Annotated in this window: 15 protein-coding genes; 8 read left to right on the plus strand and 7 right to left on the minus strand. The window is 63.2% G+C overall.

Going from position 1 to position 19331, the window contains the following annotated elements; all coding sequences use genetic code 11:
• Positions 1-17: 17 nt before the first annotated feature.
• Positions 18-3689, plus strand: a complete 3672-nt coding sequence (locus tag KT882_RS18665) for a hypothetical protein (protein WP_228893004.1) — start codon at positions 18-20, stop codon at positions 3687-3689.
• Positions 3690-4089: 400 nt separating this feature from the next.
• On the opposite strand, the gene KT882_RS18670 is transcribed toward KT882_RS18665, so the two are convergent.
• A complete protein-coding gene (locus KT882_RS18670) occupies positions 4090-4434 on the minus strand; it encodes a KfrB domain-containing protein (RefSeq protein ID WP_228893005.1) in 345 nt (114 codons plus the stop codon).
• Positions 4435-4459: 25 nt separating this feature from the next.
• Positions 4460-5329, minus strand: coding sequence for a DNA-binding protein (locus KT882_RS18675; protein ID WP_228893006.1), 870 nt, complete (start codon positions 5327-5329; stop codon positions 4460-4462).
• Between the two features lie 99 nt (positions 5330-5428).
• Here KT882_RS18675 and KT882_RS18680 point away from each other — a divergent pair, with 99 nt between their 5' ends.
• On the plus strand, positions 5429-6637 hold the full coding sequence (locus KT882_RS18680) for a hypothetical protein (protein WP_228893007.1): 1209 nt from the start codon (positions 5429-5431) through the stop codon (positions 6635-6637).
• A 54-nt stretch (positions 6638-6691) separates the two neighbouring features.
• On the opposite strand, the gene KT882_RS18685 is transcribed toward KT882_RS18680, so the two are convergent.
• Positions 6692-7639 carry a ParB/RepB/Spo0J family partition protein gene (locus KT882_RS18685; protein WP_228893008.1) on the minus strand — a complete coding sequence of 316 codons (948 nt, stop codon included), beginning with the start codon at positions 7637-7639 and terminating at the stop codon, positions 6692-6694.
• A 121-nt stretch (positions 7640-7760) separates the two neighbouring features.
• Entirely contained in the window at positions 7761-8081 is a 321-nt protein-coding gene (kleE, locus tag KT882_RS18690) for a KleE stable inheritance protein (protein WP_228893009.1), read from the minus strand.
• Between the two features lie 714 nt (positions 8082-8795).
• Here kleE and KT882_RS18695 point away from each other — a divergent pair.
• Positions 8796-9365, plus strand: a complete 570-nt coding sequence (locus KT882_RS18695) for a hypothetical protein (protein ID WP_228893010.1) — start codon at positions 8796-8798, stop codon at positions 9363-9365.
• Complete coding sequence (locus KT882_RS18700) at positions 9362-9634, plus strand: helix-turn-helix transcriptional regulator (RefSeq protein ID WP_161073182.1); 273 nt, start codon at positions 9362-9364, stop codon at positions 9632-9634. The genes KT882_RS18695 and KT882_RS18700 overlap by 4 nt, the downstream gene beginning before the upstream one ends.
• Here KT882_RS18700 and KT882_RS18705 read toward each other — a convergent pair.
• The 3 genes from KT882_RS18705 to guaB all read right to left on the minus strand — a co-directional run bounded on the left by KT882_RS18705 (position 9631) and on the right by guaB (position 14290).
• Positions 9631-10839 carry a tyrosine-type recombinase/integrase gene (locus tag KT882_RS18705; RefSeq protein WP_228893011.1) on the minus strand — a complete coding sequence of 403 codons (1209 nt, stop codon included), beginning with the start codon at positions 10837-10839 and terminating at the stop codon, positions 9631-9633. The two genes, KT882_RS18700 and KT882_RS18705, sit on opposite strands and share 4 nt — an antisense overlap.
• 303 nt (positions 10840-11142) lie before the next feature.
• The gene (guaA, locus tag KT882_RS18710; protein ID WP_161073180.1) at positions 11143-12753 is read right to left on the minus strand and encodes a glutamine-hydrolyzing GMP synthase; all 1611 of its coding nucleotides are present in this window, start codon (positions 12751-12753) and stop codon (positions 11143-11145) included.
• Between the two features lie 73 nt (positions 12754-12826).
• A complete protein-coding gene (guaB, locus tag KT882_RS18715; RefSeq protein WP_161073179.1) occupies positions 12827-14290 on the minus strand; it encodes an IMP dehydrogenase in 1464 nt (487 codons plus the stop codon).
• 144 nt (positions 14291-14434) lie between these two features.
• On the opposite strand from guaB, the gene KT882_RS18720 reads away from it, so the two are divergent.
• From KT882_RS18720 to KT882_RS18735, 4 genes are all read left to right on the plus strand, one after another.
• A complete protein-coding gene (locus KT882_RS18720) occupies positions 14435-14983 on the plus strand; it encodes a DUF4124 domain-containing protein (RefSeq protein WP_228893012.1) in 549 nt (182 codons plus the stop codon).
• A gap of 58 nt (positions 14984-15041) precedes the next feature.
• On the plus strand, positions 15042-16070 hold the full coding sequence (gntR, locus tag KT882_RS18725; RefSeq protein ID WP_161073177.1) for an HTH-type transcriptional regulator GntR: 1029 nt from the start codon (positions 15042-15044) through the stop codon (positions 16068-16070).
• A 196-nt stretch (positions 16071-16266) separates the two neighbouring features.
• On the plus strand, positions 16267-16779 hold the full coding sequence (locus KT882_RS18730) for a gluconokinase (protein ID WP_228893013.1): 513 nt from the start codon (positions 16267-16269) through the stop codon (positions 16777-16779).
• 22 nt (positions 16780-16801) lie between these two features.
• A complete protein-coding gene (locus KT882_RS18735; protein WP_228893014.1) occupies positions 16802-19213 on the plus strand; it encodes a TonB-dependent receptor in 2412 nt (803 codons plus the stop codon).
• Positions 19214-19331 lie beyond the last annotated feature (118 nt).

The following is a 19331-nucleotide window of genomic DNA, read 5'->3' on the forward strand; positions in this document are numbered from 1 at the left end:
TGCCCGTTTCCAAGTGCATGAAACGAAATGGCAATTTCCTGCGCACGGCCAGCAGGAACGAAACCTGCTGTATGTTTTTGAAGAGCTCGGATATAAGCGCAGCAATGGCGCCGACGACTGCTCCCTACACATCCACCTACCGTGAGGACATCATGAGATCCCGACGTCTGCTCAGTTTCCTGCTCTACCTGGTCATGCTATTGACCGGTCCTGCCAGCGCGGCCACGTTCGCGTTCACCATCAGCGGTCTGACGCAGACCGGTCCCCACGCTGCGATAGCCATCGACCTGATTGATGGCGACGGTCCGTCCAACCTTGTCGGCCTGTCCCACTTCGCGTCGACCGGCGCCTGGTCGGTCGCCGAGTTGGGCGGCGATGTTGTCGGCGTACCGCCGGCACCCACCGTCATGCGGGACAACGCCTTCATGTCCAGCGTGCTCATCGCGTTGAACGGCCAAGACAGCTTCAGTTTCCAGTTCACGCCGACGGATGCGCCCCCAGCAGCCGGGGCCTTTCTCGACAGCCTATCCCTGCACGTGATCGACGTGTCGACCGGCCTCGCACTGGTCAGAACCGACGATCCGACCTTTTCGGACGCGCTGTTTACCTATTTGTTCGACGGCAGCGCAAACCAGGCGCCCAACGTGCATTCCCTGGTCGCGCCCTCCGGCTTGCTGTGGACCGTCGGCACTGTCGCCGTGGCGGCGATCCCCCTGCCGTCCAGTGCCTGGCTGGTGGCCATCGGACTGGCGGTCCTGGCGTGGACGCGCAAGCGGGGCGTTCTTACAATCCGGCCCTGTTCCGCCATCCTTGGCGCATTGGCGATCTGGACCTGTGCAGGTGCCGCGCAGGCCGAACCCACCGACGTGACCGCGTCCGTGTCGATAGCAAAGTCCGGATTCCTCTACAACCGGACCACCGGAACCTACGACACGCTGGTGACCGTCAGGAACGTGGCGCAGGTCGCAATCTCGGGCCCGATGCAACTGGCCATCCTCAATGCTCCCCCGCGCGTTTCGGCCTACAACGCCGCCGGACGCACGGCAAGCGACCTGGAATACGTGTCGCTGCCGTTGCGCGAGGGCTTGCTGCCCCCCGGCGCAAGCACGACCGTCGCGCTGAAGCTGCTCAACCCTTTGAAGGTTCCGCTAAATGTCGGGCTCGCGGTGCTGGGGAACATGCTGCGCCAGGAAGGCACCGCCACGCTGCGCATCCAGGCCTACTTTGCGGCCGGAGCCGACGGCCTTGAACGCGGACAACCTGTCGGCGCCGGATACGCCATCGCGGTCGACGGCCAGCGGCGCGGGGAAACGGACGCCAAAGGGGAACGCCTTGTGTCGGTGCCACTGGACGCGGCGACCGTCACCGTCTCCCGGCCGCCGAACGCGGTGGGCAGCCATGTGCTCGCGGAACCCTTGCGGGCGCAGGAAACACGCTCCGTGCAAATCCTGGTCGGCGACGGCGGCGAAGTGTATGCCGACAGCACGCTCAGGCTGGACCAGGTACGCGGCGCCCTGCTAGCACGTAACGAACCCCGCGTCACCCTCACGTTTCACCGTCACGAGCAGCCCGTGAGGCTGGCCAGCGTCTCTTTCATCCACGCAATCGATTCCTTCGACAACATCGTCCACATCGGCGACGTCTTCACCCTGCAATCCGACGGGACGCTGGTCGCGGACGTGAATCGGTTCCGGGACCGCTTCGCAGCATGGACGGGACAGATACGCATACGCGCCGATGGCACGGATGCCGACGGCGCACCTCACGACGGCACGGTCGCGTTCTATTTCAGCGAGTACAAGGCCAAGCTGCAACTGCTCGCCCCGCCTTCTGCGCCGGGTTTGAACCTGGACGGCATCGTGGTCGACGGGCAAGTGCTGAACAGTCCGGTACGCTTCACCGCCAAGGCGGACGCACACGGCGCCATCGACTTTCCGGAACTGCCCGCCGGCAACGTCGGACTGACCGCGCTCCACGAGTCCGGTGGTATCGTCTATGTCGGCAGCGGCACGGTCGCCATCAGCCACCCCACGCTCATCAAGATGACCATGCGCGCGCCGGCCGACATCCTGAACGGCGTTCCCCCAATTGCCGACGCGCCGCTGCCGAACGGACTGGCTGCTGCCGGACAGGCCGCCGCACCGGCGAAGGCGGAGGCGGCAGAGCTGCGGGCGGAGCAGGACCGCGCAGTCCAACGCATCTTCCCGTCCCGTAGCGCGCTCGGCAAGGCTGCCGGTGCCGCCAGCGTGGCAGCCAGCGCCAGCGCCGGCCCCGAAAACACCCAAGTGGAGGGTACCGCCCAGCTCACCATTCCGAAGGGTACCAAGAAGATCCGCCTCACGTATCTGGCGGCAACAACGGAATACCCATACTGGGTTACCGAACAAAGCATCTACAACGACGTCTGGAGCGTGCATGTCACCGCCAGCAATGGCGCGCCGCTGTTCGACATCACGCGTCAGGTCAATTCCCAGTTGGCAGGCGCACCGGTATGGCGCAGCGACGGCACCACCGGCAACATTTCGAAAGAGCTGGATGTCGCGTCGCTGGCCGAAGAGGCCGACACTACGATCTCGCTGCGGGTCAGCGCGATGAACATCGGCGACGCGCAACTGGCGACTTACGTGACGGCAAAGCTCGAAGGCCTGCTGCCCCTCTTGATCGACAAACTGACCCCGGACACCATCACCGCCAACAACAACGGCACGTTCTACAGCGTCCCCCGGAGCGGCCAAGCCAACCTGCTGCAGCGCACTTTTGTCATGGAGCTGTCGAAAGGGGAAGAGACGACGGTCAACAACGTGAAGGTCGACATGCTCGACGGCGGCGGCAACCCTCTTATGACGCCGTTGCCGGAAACGGCGCCAGGCCAGCCTGGCGTGCAGATTGTGAGCGAGACCGCAACCAAGGTGGTGCTGAAAGTCCGCGTCACCGTACTCGCTCCCCCTTCGGCTGTCTCGGGTACGCCGCCGGAGACCCGCGACCTGGGATATCGCTTTACGGTGACAGGCAGGCAAAACGACGCAGAGGTCTCGGACCAGCGCGATGAGGCGGGCAAGCGCGCCCTGTGGCGCATGCCGGACGGACTCGGCAGATTCGGCGGCAGGGACGCGGGCGGCGACGACTGGACCGCGAAAGGAGCTCACACCTGGATGGACGACCACCGCTCCCTGCTGCGCGAAATCAACGATGTGTCTGGCGAACATGGAAGGAACCTTGGCCACGATACCCACGCCAAAGGCACTGACATCGACATGCACCATTTCTATCTGTTTCCTGGCGTAGGCACCGGCGCGGGGGCCGGAACGGAAAATTATGTCCAACTGCTGTCGAACGTCGTGACCGCTTTCCAGCTGACATCGGACGGCAAGCCTACGACCAATGCAGCGGCCTCACAGGCAAGGATACGGGATTGGATAGACAGCAGCCGCGCAGGCATCAGTACACTCACCGGCAACCCGGCAGTATCCCAGGTCTACTACTGCCTCGGACAAAGCTCCCAGGGATTCCAAGCAGGGTGGTGCCGCGACCTGCTGCTCACCGGCGCCGTCGTGCACGAGCTCGCAGGCGTGCCGCCGCGTACGCTGAACTTGGGAGCCGGAGCCTACGCCAACGGAAAACTGACGCACAATCATATCCACGACAATCACATTCACATCACCCTACGTCCCTCCGCGATTGGCGAGTAGACTCCCCCGGAAAAGCCGGCGGCGTCGGCCTAGCCCGGCAGGCCCATACAGCGGTGCGGATCTGCCGGGGTCACCCGGCGAGCGATCAAGGTGACCTGGCAAGTTATCAGCACGCCGGGCAGCTTACTTGAACGTGTCAGTGTCCCGATGAAATATATGATAGAGGGGAGATGCAGGAGATTCGATACTTGGTTCGTTACCGTACAGCGAGCCCGCCCCACACCGGCACCATGTCACGGCCCTCAACAAGCGCGCAATGGGATGCATAGCCAGCGGACGGCGAACTTGGCGCTCGCTGGCGAGCAATCCCTCGGCAATGACCTCGGCCTGCGCCCTGGTCAATCTCGGTTCGGTCATACGGACCTCCAACGCGGTTAATGCGGCCCATCAAACAACGCGTTCAGCGCTTAACACCCTTCCCCTGCTTGACCGCAGCCTCGCTGGCGAAGGCGCTGTCTGCGTCATACCGAACCGCGATATTGGCACCCACGGACGGAATTTTCGGAAGGTCGTGCGAGGAATGCCGCACGCAGGTTTTGCCAACTTGCTGGTAGACATGCTCCTGATCCGTGTGCAGCACGACACCATCGTAGGACTTATCCTTGCTCGCTGCAACCGCCCCGCTGATGTTGTAAATCCCAGGCGGGATCTGGCCCGCCTTGCCGACTTTCGTCGTCACCCATTCATTGTCGTATTCGCTTTGGACGAGGCGCTGTCCGTTCATCACCAGTATGCGCTGCTTCATCAGCCGCCTCTCCGCTTTGGGACCGTCATGGGCCTTCCTTCACATTGTAGCGGGCATCACCCGGGATCACAGGCACCGCAGCGGCGGACACGATCTGCATCAATTCCCGCTGTTGCTGTCGGGAGACGTCCAGCTCCCCGCGCAGCACGGCTTCTGCCTGCCGCGCGTCGGCCCGCACGGCTGCCAGCTCCAAAGCATGGGCTCGCATCGCCTCGCGGCCGCCGGCGTGGGCTGCGGCCAGCTCTTGGTGGGCATGATCGAGTTCGCGGCACAGCTCGCTGGCGCGCCGCTCCACTTCTTCCATTCGCGCGGCGTCGCGGCGCGCATCTGATTCTGAGGAGGCCAATCGCGCACGCAGGCTGTCAACCTCGCCTTGCAGTGCCCTGACGGTAACGGCCGCGCTTTCGGCTTGGTCTGCGGCGGCACGCAGCCCGCTGCGGAGGCTCTCAAGCTCTGCCGCCTGCGCTTCGAAGGCATCGGCCATTTCCTTGTTCAGCGTTTCAAGCTGATTACGCTCGGCGTTCCAAGTGGCCTGTGCAGCGCCAAGCGATTCGCCGGCAACTGCCTGCGCAACTTGCCATACTTGCGCCACCAGCGTCGCCTGTACCTCGGTGATTGCCGCCGGTATCTGCACCGCTGCGGGGACGGCGCGCGCCATCTGGTTGCGCCGCCACTCCCGCATGCCGCTGTTGGCATCGTTCATGTTCACGCGCGCCGCCTTCCGGACCGCATCGACGGTGGGATACGTGGCGCGTCCGTTTTGCTCGAACAGCTCATCCGCCGCCGCGCTGATGCGCTCCATGGTGTCGCTGGCAGGTCTCATGATCGCCGCTCCGGTGGAAGTCATAATAAGAATAATACGACTACTATTCTTATCGACCTTGAGACAGATCAAACGTACGGGCAATTCCTATGCTCGCCGAAAACCTGGGGCCACCCGCCTGGTAGGAATAGTATTATTCTTATTCTTATTCTTATTACTGACTTGGCTCGCATGTCCTCTCCACAATGGCAATTCGCCGCCCGCTTCCGCCGCAACGCCTTCGGCTGGAAATCCGATACCCCCATCCTGCGGCTGAAGGAAGCCCTGGCCGAAATCAAGTCGGCCGCACGGGCCGATCCGCTTCTCGCTGCCGACGGGGCGGTAATTCTATTGGAAAAGCTCTCGCCAGCGATCAGCCAGGTGGACAGCTCGTCCGGTGCCATAGGTTCGGCGGTGTCCCGCGCCATCGAGACGCTGGTGCCGCTGATCGCCGCAGCCCCCAGTACAAGCTTGGTCAGGCATCGCTGGCTGCAGCGCCTATGGGCTGCTGTCGAGGACGATGATGTCCCTTACCTGGAGTCTTTGACGGAGTTCTGGGGCGAGCTGTGCGGTTCGCCGGAAACGGCTTCGGAGTGGGCGGACATCATGCTGCCCCCGGTTCAAGCGGCCTGGCAGCCCGGAGCGCCCCGTACGAGATATCTGAAGGAGACCACCGCCTGCCTGGCCTGCCTGTACGCCGCGCGCAGGCACGACGAATTGCTGGCGCTACTGGAACGGGCACCGTTCAAATGGTGGCACGATCACCGCTGGGGCGCCAAAGCGCTGCTGGCGCAAGGAAAAGTAGCGGACGCGATTGTCTACGCCGAAGCATCCAAAGGCCTCAACGCGCCGATGGGCGCCATCGCCAGCTTCTGTGAAAGCGCGCTGCTCAATGCCGGCCAGGTGGACGAGGCGTATGCCCGCTATGCCATGGCTGCCGCCCAGGGCGGCACCAATCTCGCGGTATTCAGGTCGGTCCGCAAAAAGTATCCGGGCGTAGCGGCCGACACCATTCTGCGCGATCTGGCCGCCAGCCAGCCGGGCCAGCAAGGAAAGTGGTTCGCCGCCGCCAAGGACGCAGGGCAGTACCGGCTCGCCATCGAATTTGCACGCCGCAGCCCGGCCGATCCGCGCACGCTGGCGCGCGCGGCGCGCGATTTCGCCGAGCGCCAGCCTGAATTCGCATTGGACGCGGCCATGGAAGCGCTCAAGGGTATCGCGCAGGGCTACGGCTACGACATTACTGCGGCCGACGTACTGGAGGCGCATGCGGCGGCCGTTCGTGCTGCCGTCGTGCTCCAGCTTCCGGCGGACGCGGTGGGCGAACGGCTGCAGGCCTTGCTTGCCCATCCCGGCATTAACGGCGCCTTCATCTTGTCGGTGCGGGGACGGGGCCGGTAGCGCATTTCGCGGCGCATCGGCGGTACCGGATCGCGCCCCGAAAAGTCCAAGGGATTAGCCTTCGATCAGCGACACCAACTGGACATCGGCCAAATCGACTTCGGCTAGTTCGCAATCGTCGTCATAGCGCAGCCATGCCTTGCCCACAGCGGTGGGACGGCGCCGTATCAGCAAGCGCCCCTCCCTGCCATCATGCCGCACCGCCAGCACCGGGTTCACCCAAGATGTCGGCTTGTCGTTGTGCGTGTCACCAATCCCGTGCTTCGGCGCACCAGCGATGACCACCTGCGGACTGGGGGCGCTGGGCGCCTCGGCGCCTTTTCGCAAGCTGCTCTTCTGTTCAACGAAAGCGCGCAGCATGCGCACCGACCGCCGGGTCACTTCCTGCGTCTCGTCCGACAGCCAGGCCGCGACATCGGCCGGCGCCTTGCGATGCACGAACACCAGTTCGTTGACCAGCGTGACGTCCCGCACGCGGCCGCCGCTGAAGGCTTCCGCAACGGGTTCGGGAAGGTCCAGCAACGCCGCGTGCTGCGTCACGAAGGCTGCCGACTTGCTGATCTGCCGCGCGACTTCCCCCTTCCTCAATCCCTTCGCCAGTTCCCGGCCGATGTAGTCCGCGATCTCGCGCGCGGTGAGTTCGTTGCGGTGCAGGTTCTCCACTACCTGGTCGGCCATATTGTAGTTGGCGTCGATGAAACCGGGGACGGTGGCCATTCCCGCCAGGCGTGACGCGCGGTAGCGGCGCGCGCCGTGGTTGATCAGGTAGCGCCCCGGCGCGGCCGGGTTGGGACGCACAGAAATGGGCGTTTTCACGCCACGCAACTTGATCGCGGCGGCGAGCTCGGTCAGGCTCTTCGGGGAAAAGCCGGGATTGTCCCTCGTGCGGGGCTGCGCCGGATCCTCGTCGATCAGATCCAGAGGCAAGGCAAGCGGACCGCCCCGCGCCGCCTCGGCCGCCAGCAATTGCACTTTGCCTGCCACGCCATCACCTTTGTTCACTTGATCCGCCGGCGCCAAGCGCGGTAACGTGTCCGATTTGGATCGCTCTTTGAAAACGCTATTCATTCAACCAAACCCATCATGCTTGAGTCCTCGAATTTTTATGGCAGGTCCGCCTGCCTCAGTGGCGCGGCAACGGCGGCACGTACAGCACCAGATAGGCCACGGCGCCGATTAGCAGGATATGCATCAACGCGGCAAAACCAGTCAGCCCGCCAATGAAGGCAAAACGCAGCAACTGGATGAATAGGTCCAGGCCGACGAACCAGCGCAGCACCGGCCAGGTGCAAGCGATGAAGGCGATAAACAGGCGGTAGAGCGCTTGCGTGATCGGGTTTTCCCACAGCTCCCGCCACGGGTGTGCCATGCCACCCAACGGAGACTGGGAGGTCCGCCCGCCTTGCGCGCGAGGCATTTTGGGAAACTGAAAAATTCGAGCCATGGTCGCCGCTCCTTTGCGCGCGCATCGCGCTCACGCCATGGTCACACCACTACACCAGCGCGTATTGATCCAGATCAAACGAACCCACCGTTCAAAGCCGCCTTTAGCAGCTAAAGCGCAGCCGATGCGCGAGCAAGTACCTATCGGAAAACCAAGTTGACAGACATTTGATCAATTCGATATGAACGACGAATCGTGCTTTCAAACTTCGCCGCAGTCGCCTAAAACTGAAAGTGGAAATTCGGAATATCGGTTGTTCACACCGCTGTAAGCGAAAGGGAGGGCATCGTGGGCGCGCAAATGCTGCAGGTTTTGACGCCAGGTCAGCGTCACGACAGGGCAAAGAATCAGGCTTCGTGCAACGCCGCTGCGCGCTCATCCTCGTGCCAATGTGTAAGTGCTGCAAGGACAGGGGGCGACAAATGAAGAGCGCTGAACAGCCAATGGCCAGGGTGCGGTCCGACACGGATGACGGCGCACAATACCCCGACTGGGAGAACACGGTCTGGATCGGCGAGTGGCAGTCCAGAGACTACGGTGAGTGCGAAACGCGGCCCCGTGTCGTCCAATCGACAAGAGGGTTCCATACGGGCTTGGAAATCTCCTACGGCGGTGGCGACTGCACCCCGAATTGCCAATATGAAGCCTTCCCCACACAAGAGCAAGCAATTGCCAAGGCCCTCAGCAGAGAGGCCCGATGGCACCGAGAAGCGTATGCGCAGAATGACACAAACGCTTCCCACAAAGACCGCACGCAAAGAAAAACTATTTGCGACAAAACTGGCAGAAGTCGCTAACAGCGCCTTCATGACGTTCAGCGAACTTCGACTGGACACGGTCAGCTGCGCCGAGAAGGCTGGAGGGTTGTTAGGAATCGGGGTCAACACCAGTGACAAGGAGGATATCGTGAGCGAACAAATGCTGCATCTAAGGAGCCCGGGGCGTTGGGACGACACCGCCGCAATTGTAGGAGACCGCCTCGCACTGCTGGCGCTCAGGCGAGCGGTGGATATGGCCCTCTCAACCGGCGGGGGAGGAGCCTTCCTGTTCAGTTCGGACGGAGAGGGTTACGCACTAGCCGTAGCGCTCGAGGAAAACATGTGGAACGTGCAGACCGCTTATGCCGATGAAGTCGCACCGGTGCGTTCACTGCGTGAGGTTGTGCCGCTATACGCAGTCGCGAATTTCGCTGCTGCCTTGCGCGTAGCCATACACGAGCGCGACCGATTCGCATCGTGCGGGGCTAAGGATTGCCATCACGCGATTGTGGAGGTGCCAAAATGAATCGCCATGATCCGTCGAATGCACGAACACTATCCGATAGCGAGTTGAAGACGCCGGGGAAGGTGCTTATCAAACGCAAGCACCTGCTGCAGAAGGTGCCGTTGTGCGAAAGAACCATACTGGATATGGAAAAGCGCGGCGAGTTTCCGCGACGCTTTGCCATCACTTCTCGCATGGTTGCATGGGATCTGGATGAAGTCGAGGCATGGATCAATCTCCGACGCACCGCCGCCGCGCAAGCACCGTCCCCCGGCGGCAAGCGGAGCTAGGCATCGTGCTGATAACCAGGACGAGTCCAGGTCTCCACCATGTCTGCCCAGTCCTGCAGCATCACGCGCCGCTGCTCCGCGTATTCGGCTTTGTTGTACACGGCTCGTACACCCTTCTGTTCGTGGGCAAGGCACTTCTCGATCCAGTCCGTGTTGTACCCCGCCTCATGCAGCATGGTCGATGCAGTCCGGCGCAAATCGTGTGGCGTGAAGTTCGCCAGGCTTTCGCCGCCCTTCTCCGCCTCATCCAAGAGCGACATCGTGATCCTGTTCAACGTGGCGTGCGACATCGGTATGTCGGGATCGTAGCGCGACGGCAGCACGAAGGGCGAGGTGCCGGCACATGTCTTGAGCGCCACAAACATATCCAGCGCCTGCCGCGACAAGTAGACGTTGTGTGGATTGCGTCGCTTCATGCGCTTGGCCGGGATGGTCCACAGCGCCTGTGAGAAATTGACCTCCTCCCATTTGGCGTCCGTCAGTTCCGATTTCCGCACCAGGGTCAGCAACAGGAGCTTGCAGGCGATGCGCAGCGTGGGCGAGCACGTCACATGATCCAGGTACTTGTAGAACAAGGCGATCTCGCCGCTGCTCAAGGCGCGGTCGCGCGGCTGGAACACCGCGATGGACGACGGCGGCACCAGGTCGGCCGGATTCTGGTGCCGGTCGCCGCGCTGCTCCGCATGCCGGAACACCAGCATCACGACTTCGCGCGCGTGCACGGCCGTGGCTGGCGCGCCCCGCTCCACAATGCGGTCGCACAGCGTCCGCAGATCGTGGTCCGTGATCTCGCGCAGCAGCAGCTTGCCAAACGGCCCTTTCAAGTCGCGCTCGTACACCGAGCGCCGCATGTCGCGTGTGGACTCCGCCATACGGTACTTCTCCAGCCAGCGCTCGGCCCATGTGCCGAACGTCTCCTCCCCCGCCAGCTTGTTGCGCGCCTGCGCTTTCAGCCTGGCCGGGGATTCCCCCTCAGCCACCGCCTTGCGCGCAGTATCGAGCTTGCTGCGCGCTTCTGCCAGCGTCAGGCCATCCGCGCCATAGCGCCCCAGTACCAGCGTCTCCTGCCGTCCGTTGATCCGGTAGTTGTAGCGGAAGGAGACCACGCCGCTTGGCAGCACCGCCACGTACAGCCCATCGCGGTCGGGCACCTTGTACATCTTCTCCGCCGGTTTCAAATTTCTTAGCTTGGTGTCGGTTAGCATGGCACCTCCAGTACCAGCATTTCAATCGTCAGAAATGAACGCCAATTTTCACAATAAAATCAATCATTTAGCATCAAAAATACCAGCAGAAATACCAACAAACAGGCAAAAACCGTGATGCTGGTATGCCACCGTCAATCATGAGCTTCCCAGCTCGTACCAACTTGAGTGCCATCAAACAAATTTGCTTGACGTTGCCAACTCCTGCCGAATTTCGCCAAACAGATGAAAAAAAAGCCCCTGAAATCAGGGGCTTAGTCTCTGCGGGATGCCGGCAACTGCGTTACGCTGCCGGATCTGAAATCATTCCCACTCAATCGTCGCTGGCGGCTTGCCGGAAATATCGTAGACGACACGGTTGAGTCCGCGTACTTCATTGATGATGCGGTTGGACACCTTGCCCAGCAGCGAATGCGGCAGGTGCGCCCAGTGCGCGGTCATGAAGTCTTGCGTCTGCACGGCGCGCAGCGCCACCACGTATTCGTAGGTGCGGCCGTCGCCCATCACGCCCACCGACTTCACCGGCAGGAACACGGCAAACGCCTGCGACGTCGCCTCGTACCAGTTCTTCGGCAGCTCTTCCGTGTTCACAGCCTGGCCGGCCACGAACTCGTAAGGGGTGTTGCGCAGTTCTTCGATGAAGATGGCGTCCGCCTGGCGCAGCAGGTCGGCGTATTCCTTCTTCACTTCGCCCAGGATGCGCACGCCCAGGCCCGGGCCCGGGAATGGATGGCGGTAGACCATGTCATGCGGCAGGCCCAGCGCCACGCCCAGCTTGCGCACTTCGTCCTTGAACAGTTCGCGCAGCGGCTCGAGCAGCTTGAGCTTCATGGTGTCCGGCAGGCCGCCCACGTTGTGGTGCGACTTGATGGTCTGGCCCTTCTTGCCCTTGCCTGCGGACTCGATCACGTCCGGATAGATGGTGCCTTGCGCCAGCCACTTGGCGTTGACCAGCTTGCCCGATTCGGCCTGGAACACTTCCACGAACTCGCGGCCGATAATCTTGCGCTTCTGCTCGGGATCGGTCACGCCGGCCAGGTGGCCCATGAACTGGTCTTCCGCGTCGATGCGGATGACTTTCACGCCCAGGTTCTTGGCGAACATGTCCATCACCATCTGGCCTTCGTTCAGGCGCAGCAGGCCATGGTCGACGAACACGCAGGTCAGCTGGTCGCCGATGGCGCGGTGGATCAGCGCGGCGGCCACGGACGAGTCAACACCGCCCGACAGGCCCAGGATCACGTCGTCCGTACCCACTTGCGCGCGGATCTTCTCCACCGCTTCCGTGATGTAGTCCGGCATGTTCCAGTCCGACTTGCAGCCGCAGATTTCGTGCACGAAGCGGCCCAGCATGGCCTTGCCCTGCTCGGTGTGCGTCACTTCCGGGTGGAACTGCACGCCGTAGAAATTGCGCTCTTCGTCGGCCATGGCGGCGATCGGGCAGCTAGGCGTGTCGCCCATCAGCTTGAAGCCTGGCGGCATGTCCAGCACCTTGTCGCCGTGGCTCATCCACACTTTCAGCATGCCGTGGCCTTCCGGCGTGACGAAGTCGTTGATGCCGTCCAGCAGCTTGGTGTGGTTGCGGGCGCGCACTTCGGCGTAGCCGAATTCGCGCACCAGGCCGTTCTCGACCTTGCCGCCCAGTTGGGCCGCCATGGTCTGCATGCCGTAGCAGATGCCCAGCACCGGCACGCCCAGCTCGAACACGGCTTGCGGCGCGCGCGGCGAGTCGCCTTCCAGCGTGGAATTGTGGCTGCCGGACAGGATCACGCCGGCGGCGCCGTAGTTGCGCACGAAGTCGTCGCCGATGTCGTAGGGATAGACTTCGGAGAACACGCCGGAGTCGCGCACGCGGCGGGCGATCAGCTGGGTAACCTGGGAACCGAAATCGAGAATGAGGATTTTAGAGTGCATGGATGAGCGCTAGAAACTAAGGAGTAAATATGAAAACGCCGGCGGAGCATGCCGCCGGCGTTTGAGGGAAGCTTTATTCGCCCGAACGGTAGTTCGGCGCTTCCTTGGTGATCTGTACGTCGTGCACGTGCGACTCGCGCATGCCGGCCGACGTGATCTCGACGAATTCCGCTTTCTCGCGCAGCTCGTCGATGGTGGCGCAGCCGCAGTAGCCCATGGACTGGCGCACGCCGCCGACCAGCTGGAAGATAATCGCCAGCACGCTGCCCTTGTAGGCGACGCGGCCCTCGATACCTTCAGGCACGAACTTGTCGGCCTTCATGGTGGCGTCCTGGAAGTAGCGGTCGGCCGAGCCGTCCGACATCGCGCCCAGCGACCCCATGCCGCGGTAGGACTTGTAGGAACGGCCCTGGTACAGGATCACTTCGCCCGGCGCTTCTTCGGTGCCGGCGAACATGGAGCCCATCATCACGGTCGATGCGCCCGCCGCCAGTGCCTTGGAGATGTCGCCCGAGAAGCGGATGCCGCCGTCGGCGATGCAAGGCACGCCGGTGCCGGCCAGCGCTTCAGCCACGTTGGAGATCGCGGTGATCTGCGGCACGCCCACGCCGGCCACGATACGGGTGGTGCAGATGGAGCCTGGGCCGATGCCGACCTTGACCGCGTCCGCGCCGTATTCCACCAGCGCCTTGGCGGCCGCTGCGGTGGCGATATTGCCGCCGATAACGTCCACGTGCGGGAAGCGGGTCTTGATCCACTTTACGCGGTCCAGGATGCCTTGCGAGTGGCCGTGGGCGGTGTCGACCACCAGCACGTCCACGCCGGCGGCAACCAGCAGCTCGATGCGTTCTTCATCTTTCGCGCCCACGCCCACGGCCGCGCCCACCAGCAGCTTGCCGTGCTGGTCTTTGGAGGCGTTCGGGTGTTCGGTCGATTTCTGGATGTCCTTGACGGTGATCAGGCCGCGCAGGTTGAACGCGTCGTCCACCACCAGCACGCGCTCCAGGCGGTGCTTGTTCATCAGGCGCTTGGCCTCGGCCGTTTCGGCGCCCTCTTTCACGTAGACCAGCTTGTCGCGCGGGGTCATCTTGGCGCGCACTTCGGCGTCCAGCTCCTGCTCGAAGCGCAAGTCGCGGTTGGTGATAATGCCCACCACCTGGTTGCCCTCGACCACAGGAAAACCGGAAATGCCGTACTGTTCGGTCAGCTTGATGACTTCGCGGATCTTCATGTCCGGCGGGATCGTGATCGGGTCGCGCAGCACGCCTGCTTCAAAACGCTTTACGCGCGCTACTTCGCGGGCCTGGTCTTTCGGCTTCAGATTCTTGTGGATAATGCCTATGCCGCCTTCCTGTGCCATGGCGATGGCCAGGCGGGCTTCGGTAACGGTATCCATCGCGGCCGACAGCAGCGGAATATTCAGCGAAATGTTGCGGGTCAGGCGAGTTTTGAGAGACGTATCCGCAGGCAGAATATTGGAGTACGCAGGGACGAGGAGCACGTCATCGAACGTGAGTGCTTTTTGAAGTAAACGCATAGTACGATTTCCTATAGGCGCAAAAGTCGATTATACAGTAAGTCACGCTCTACGTCTTTACCCCTGGGAAAAATGGCGGCGCGGGTTGACAGTGCTTGGAATACATGGAGAATCTGCCGCAAGAGAGAAAGGGATCTAGCCACTATGAAACAGTACCGACTGGCCTGCGCGCCGCTGATGGGATTGCTGGCCGTGCTGGCGCTGCCCGCCTTGGCCCAGGCCCAATATATGTGGCTGGACGACAAAGGCCTGAAGCAGCTGTCCGACCAGCCGCCGCCGCCGTCGGTGCCGCAGAACCGCATCTTGAAACAGCCGCGCGGCCAGGGCGTCGGCAACGCCGCCGTGCAGGCCGCGCCGGCAGCTGCGTCCGCCACGGCCGCATCGGCCGAGCCTGCACCGGAAGGCGCCGAACCGAAAGTGAAGCGCCCGCCCACGCTGGCCGAGCGCAATGCCGAGTTCGCCAAGCGCAAGGCCGAAAGCCAGGCGGCCGAGCAAAAGGCCGCACAGGAAGCGGCGCAGCAGGCCGAACGCAGCGCCAACTGCGAAGCAGCGCGCAGCAACCAGGCCGCGCTCAACTCCGGCAACCGCATGACCGAATACGACAAAAACGGCGAGCGCATCTTCCTCACCGACGAGCAGCGCGCCGAGCGCGCCAAGCGGGCACAGAAAACTTTGGCAAATTGCTCTAAATAAATGGCCCGCCGCAGTATAAAATAATGTTATCGCTACCAAAAACCAAGAAAAATACCGGATGACCAAACCTCACAACAGCAAGAGCCGCGCCAGCGGCCGCGTCACCCTTGCAGCAGTTGCAGCACGCGCAGGCGTTGCCACCATGACCGCATCGCGCGCCCTCAGCCAGCCCGAACTCGTGTCGCCCATGCTGCGCGCGCGGGTGGAACTGGCGGTGGAGGAACTGGGTTACGTGCCCAACCGCGCCGCGCGCGCGCTGGCCTCGGCCCGCTCCAATGTCATCGTGGTGCTGGTGCCGTCGCTGTCGAACGCCGTGTTCACGGCCGTGCTGGCCGGCATCCAGGACGCGCTCGACCCCTACGGCTACCAGATCCTCATCGGCAACACGCGCTATTCGGACGCCGAGGAGGAAAAGCTGCTCAACGTCTATATGCAATCCAATCCGGACGGCATCCTGCTGTCCGGCCTGTCGCACAGCAAGGGCGTGCAGAAGATGCTGGACACCTCGCGCGTGCCGGTGGTGTCGATGATGGACCTGTCGGCCAACGTGGGCCAGCTCTCGGTCGGCTTCTCGCAGGTGCAAGCCGGCTACACCATGGCGCGCTACCTGATAGACAAAGGCTACAAGCGCATCGGCTTCATGGGCGCGCAGCTGGACGAGCGCACGATCAAGCGCGCCGAGGGCTACCGCAAGGCCATGGAAGAAGCCGGCCTGGCCGACCCCAAGCTGGAGCTCATGGTGGCGGACCCGTCGACGATTGCCCTGGGCGCCGAGCTGGTCGGTCGCATGCTGGCCGTCACGCCCGACTGCGACGCCATCTTCTGCTGCAACGACGACTTGGCGCACGGCGCCATCTACCAATGCCAACGGCGCGGCATCAGCGTGCCGGAGCAGCTCGCCATCTGCGGCTTCAACGACCTGCCCGCCTCCGCCTGGATGAACCCATCGGTCACCACCATCGGCACGCCACGCTACCGGGTCGGCTTCGAAGCGGCCAGCCTGCTGCGCGGCGTCATCCGCGGCGAGCAGCCGCCCGCCACCCAGATCGACCTCGGCTTCACCCTCATGGCCCGCGAAAGCGCCTGAATCCCCTTTCCTCCTAGAAGCGAGCTGAGCCGCACGTCCTACATTCGGGGTCTGACCCCGGTTGTAGGACATGCGGCTCAGTCCGGCTGAAATTTTGTGCGACGCAGCATCGAATTTTCTTTACTTTTTTTTGCACGACGTTAAACTTCGGCCCACTGATAGCGCTAACAGATAGCGCTACCAAATAGGGCCTACTATGACTGAAAAAACGAAATCGACGCGCTGGGTGGTGATGGGGGTTTGCGGCTGTGGCAAGAGCTCCGTGGGCGGCCGCCTGGCCGAGAGCCTCGGCGCCAAGTTCCTGGAGGGCGATGCCTTTCACTCGCCGGCGAATGTGGCCAAGATGTCGGCCGGCACGCCGCTGACCGACGCCGACCGCGCCGAGTGGCTGCTGCAGCTCATGGCCGAGATCCGCAATGCGCGCGAGACCGGCGCCAGCCTGGTGCTGTCGTGCTCGGCATTGAAACGCCGCTACCGCGACCTGCTGCGCGAGGGCGATCCGGAACTGCGCTTCGCCCACCTGGCCGGCGACCGCGAGCTGATCGCCAACCGCATGCTGGCCCGCATCAACCACTACATGCCGCTGTCGCTGCTGGACAGCCAGCTCAACGTGCTCGAGCCGCTGCAAGCGGACGAGGCCGGCATCACGCTGGATATCCGCAAGGACCCGCCCCAGCTCATCACCGACATTCTCAACAGCAATCCATAACTACATCCAACAAGGAGACAACATGCATATTTCACGCCACAAAATCCTGACCACTTCCCTGCTGGCTATGGCCGCCCACGTTTCCGGCGCCTACGCTGCCGACGACGCGCCCGCCGCGTCCAAGGCCGTTGCCGACAGCGGCAACGTGGCTGAAGTGATCGTCACCGCGACCAAGCGCTCCACCTCCCTGCTGAAAACCCCGCTGGCCGTCACCGCCCTGAGCGGCGCCGCGCTGGACGACGCGCACGTGAAGAACCTGGAGGACATGACCCACCTGTCCCCGAGCTTCCAGGCCACCAGCCAGGGCGACCACGCCGTGCTGCTGCTGACCATGCGCGGCATAGGCAACGATGGCGCCAAGACCGAGCAGGCCGATCCGGAAGTGTCCGTCTACGTGGACGGCGTCTACTCGCCGCGCGCCGAAGGCGCCACCGCCCTGCTCTACGATATGGACCGCGTGGAAGTGATGCGCGGCCCTCAGGGCACGCTGTGGGGCCGCAACTCCACCGCCGGCGCCGTGAACATGGTGTCCGCCAAGCCGAAGTTCGGCTTGACCGAGGGCAGCGCCGAGATCACGCTGGGCAATTACAACCGCACCGGCACGCGCTTCATGTACAACCTTCCGGTATCGGATACCTTCGCGCTGCGCGTGGCTTACGCCGGCGAGTCGCACAACGGCTATGTGGATTACCAGCAGCCGCCGAACACGCCTGGCCTGGACAAGAACGCCTTCGTCACCAGCGGCGACAAGTACAACGCCCAGGACCAGAAGGCGCTGCGCCTGTCCGCCGCCTGGCAGCCGACCAGCAACCTGCGCACCGACCTGTCCTTCGAAACCTTCCGCGACGACGGCACGCCGTCCATGAACCTGAACCAGGAACCGCGTCCGGGCGAGAAGCTGTGGTCTGCGCTGATCCAGATCGCGCCATACCTGCACCGCAAAGTGGATACCATCCGCACCCGCACCGACTGGAGCGTGAACCAGGACATCGACCTGGCCTTCATCGCCGGCGCCCAGCGCACCGACGGCGCCATGCAGTTCGACGCGCGCGGCGGCTACACCGTCCCGACCAGCAATACCACCGGCGGCGTGCTGCGCAATACGCGCATCAACTGGGAGCATTACACCAACGCCAGCGCTGAGCTGAACCTGAAGTCCTCCGGCAAGAAGACCGTGGACTGGCTGGTGGGCGCCTACGTGTTCCACGAGAAGGCCGGCATCCGCCTGGACCAGCCGGCATGGTCCGGCACCCAGGTCGGCTACGGCTGCACCACTTGCGGCTGGCCTGCGCTGACGCAGAACAGCTTCGTCCAGCCTAACCAGGACGTCAAGTCGCACGCCTTCTTCACGCAGGATACCTGGAACGTGTCGGACGTCCTGCGCATCACGGGCGGCCTGCGCAAGACCTTCGACGAGAAGCACAACCGAGGCGGCGTGAACTTCTACTGCCCCACCACGCAGCCCGGCACCACCAAGGCCTGCCTGCCGATCACGCCGCAGGACGATCCGCGCACGGTGGGCTTCGTGCCCAACCCGTCGGTCATCGGCCCGGACGGCAAGCCTGCGCTGAACAACGAAGGCCAGCAGAAGTGGAGCAAGCCGACCTGGCTGCTGAAGGCGGACTATGACGTGACCAAGGACATCATGGCCTACGCCAGCGTAAGCACCGGCTACAAGTCCGGCGTGCTGACCGACGGCGGCGTGCACACCGAGCCTGAAACGCTGACCAGCTACGAGCTGGGCGCCAAGGGCAAGCTGATGGGCGGCAAAGTCACCTGGGCCACCTCGATCTACTTCGCCGACTTCAAGGGCTACCAGATCTCGGTGCCGACCACCTTCCCCAACGGCGCCAGCTTCCTGCTGACCGCCAATGCGAAAGGCGCAACGGCCAAGGGCATCGAGGGCGAGCTGACGGCGCGCGTCACGCCGGTCGATACGCTGAACGTGGCCATGTCGGTGCAGCGCACGGAGATGGATACGCTGCTGACGGCGGACCCTAACAACTCCAGCTACAATACCCTGCCCGGCCCGAACGGCAGCAAGGTGCGCGACCTGAAGGGCAACGAGCTGCCGCACGCTCCGCACTTCTCGCTGAACGTGGGCTACCAGCACCACTTCAACCTGGATAGCGGCGCCCGCATCTCGCCGCGCATCAACACGCACTACGAGACCGCGAGCTGGCTGGATGTGTTCAACGACGGCGCGCCGGACCGCCAGCAGGCTTACACCCGCAGCGACTTCACCGTGCGCTACAAGCCGGCGGGCGACAAGCACTGGCAGGTTGAGGCCTTCGTGCAGAATCTGGAGAACAAGAACGTCAAGACCACCGTCAACATCGTCAACCTGCCGCCGGCAGCGAGCGACCGTCCGGTGTGGCAAGCGATGTACCTGGCGCCGCGCACCTTCGGCGCACGCCTGACCGCCGACTTCTGATCGGCTCCGGCACGGCGGGTTACGGCTCCGCCTAACCCGCCCTACGAACAGCAATTGTCACTATTGGATCGTAGGGCGGGTTAGCAGAGCGTAACCCGCCAAGCTCCGCCTATGGATT

Origin of the sequence: Pseudoduganella aquatica, from assembly GCF_020865585.1 — a bacterium.
Taxonomy (GTDB): Bacteria; Pseudomonadota; Gammaproteobacteria; order Burkholderiales; family Burkholderiaceae_D; genus Rugamonas; species Rugamonas aquatica_A.

What these genes read in the sequence shown, in the direction of transcription:
- KT882_RS18705 (WP_228893011.1), bottom strand. Translation starts at nt 10,839, where the DNA reads ATGCTAACCGACACCAAGCTAAGAAATTTGAAACCGGCGGAGAAGATG.
- KT882_RS18695 (WP_228893010.1), top strand. Translation starts at nt 8,796, where the DNA reads ATGCGCAGAATGACACAAACGCTTCCCACAAAGACCGCACGCAAAGAA.
- kleE (WP_228893009.1), bottom strand. Translation starts at nt 8,081, where the DNA reads ATGGCTCGAATTTTTCAGTTTCCCAAAATGCCTCGCGCGCAAGGCGGG.
- KT882_RS18700 (WP_161073182.1), top strand. Translation starts at nt 9,362, where the DNA reads ATGAATCGCCATGATCCGTCGAATGCACGAACACTATCCGATAGCGAG.
- gntR (WP_161073177.1), top strand. Translation starts at nt 15,042, where the DNA reads ATGACCAAACCTCACAACAGCAAGAGCCGCGCCAGCGGCCGCGTCACC.
- KT882_RS18730 (WP_228893013.1), top strand. Translation starts at nt 16,267, where the DNA reads ATGACTGAAAAAACGAAATCGACGCGCTGGGTGGTGATGGGGGTTTGC.
- KT882_RS18680 (WP_228893007.1), top strand. Translation starts at nt 5,429, where the DNA reads ATGTCCTCTCCACAATGGCAATTCGCCGCCCGCTTCCGCCGCAACGCC.
- KT882_RS18720 (WP_228893012.1), top strand. Translation starts at nt 14,435, where the DNA reads ATGAAACAGTACCGACTGGCCTGCGCGCCGCTGATGGGATTGCTGGCC.
- guaB (WP_161073179.1), bottom strand. Translation starts at nt 14,290, where the DNA reads ATGCGTTTACTTCAAAAAGCACTCACGTTCGATGACGTGCTCCTCGTC.
- guaA (WP_161073180.1), bottom strand. Translation starts at nt 12,753, where the DNA reads ATGCACTCTAAAATCCTCATTCTCGATTTCGGTTCCCAGGTTACCCAG.
- KT882_RS18670 (WP_228893005.1), bottom strand. Translation starts at nt 4,434, where the DNA reads ATGAAGCAGCGCATACTGGTGATGAACGGACAGCGCCTCGTCCAAAGC.
- KT882_RS18665 (WP_228893004.1), top strand. Translation starts at nt 18, where the DNA reads ATGAAACGAAATGGCAATTTCCTGCGCACGGCCAGCAGGAACGAAACC.
- KT882_RS18735 (WP_228893014.1), top strand. Translation starts at nt 16,802, where the DNA reads ATGCATATTTCACGCCACAAAATCCTGACCACTTCCCTGCTGGCTATG.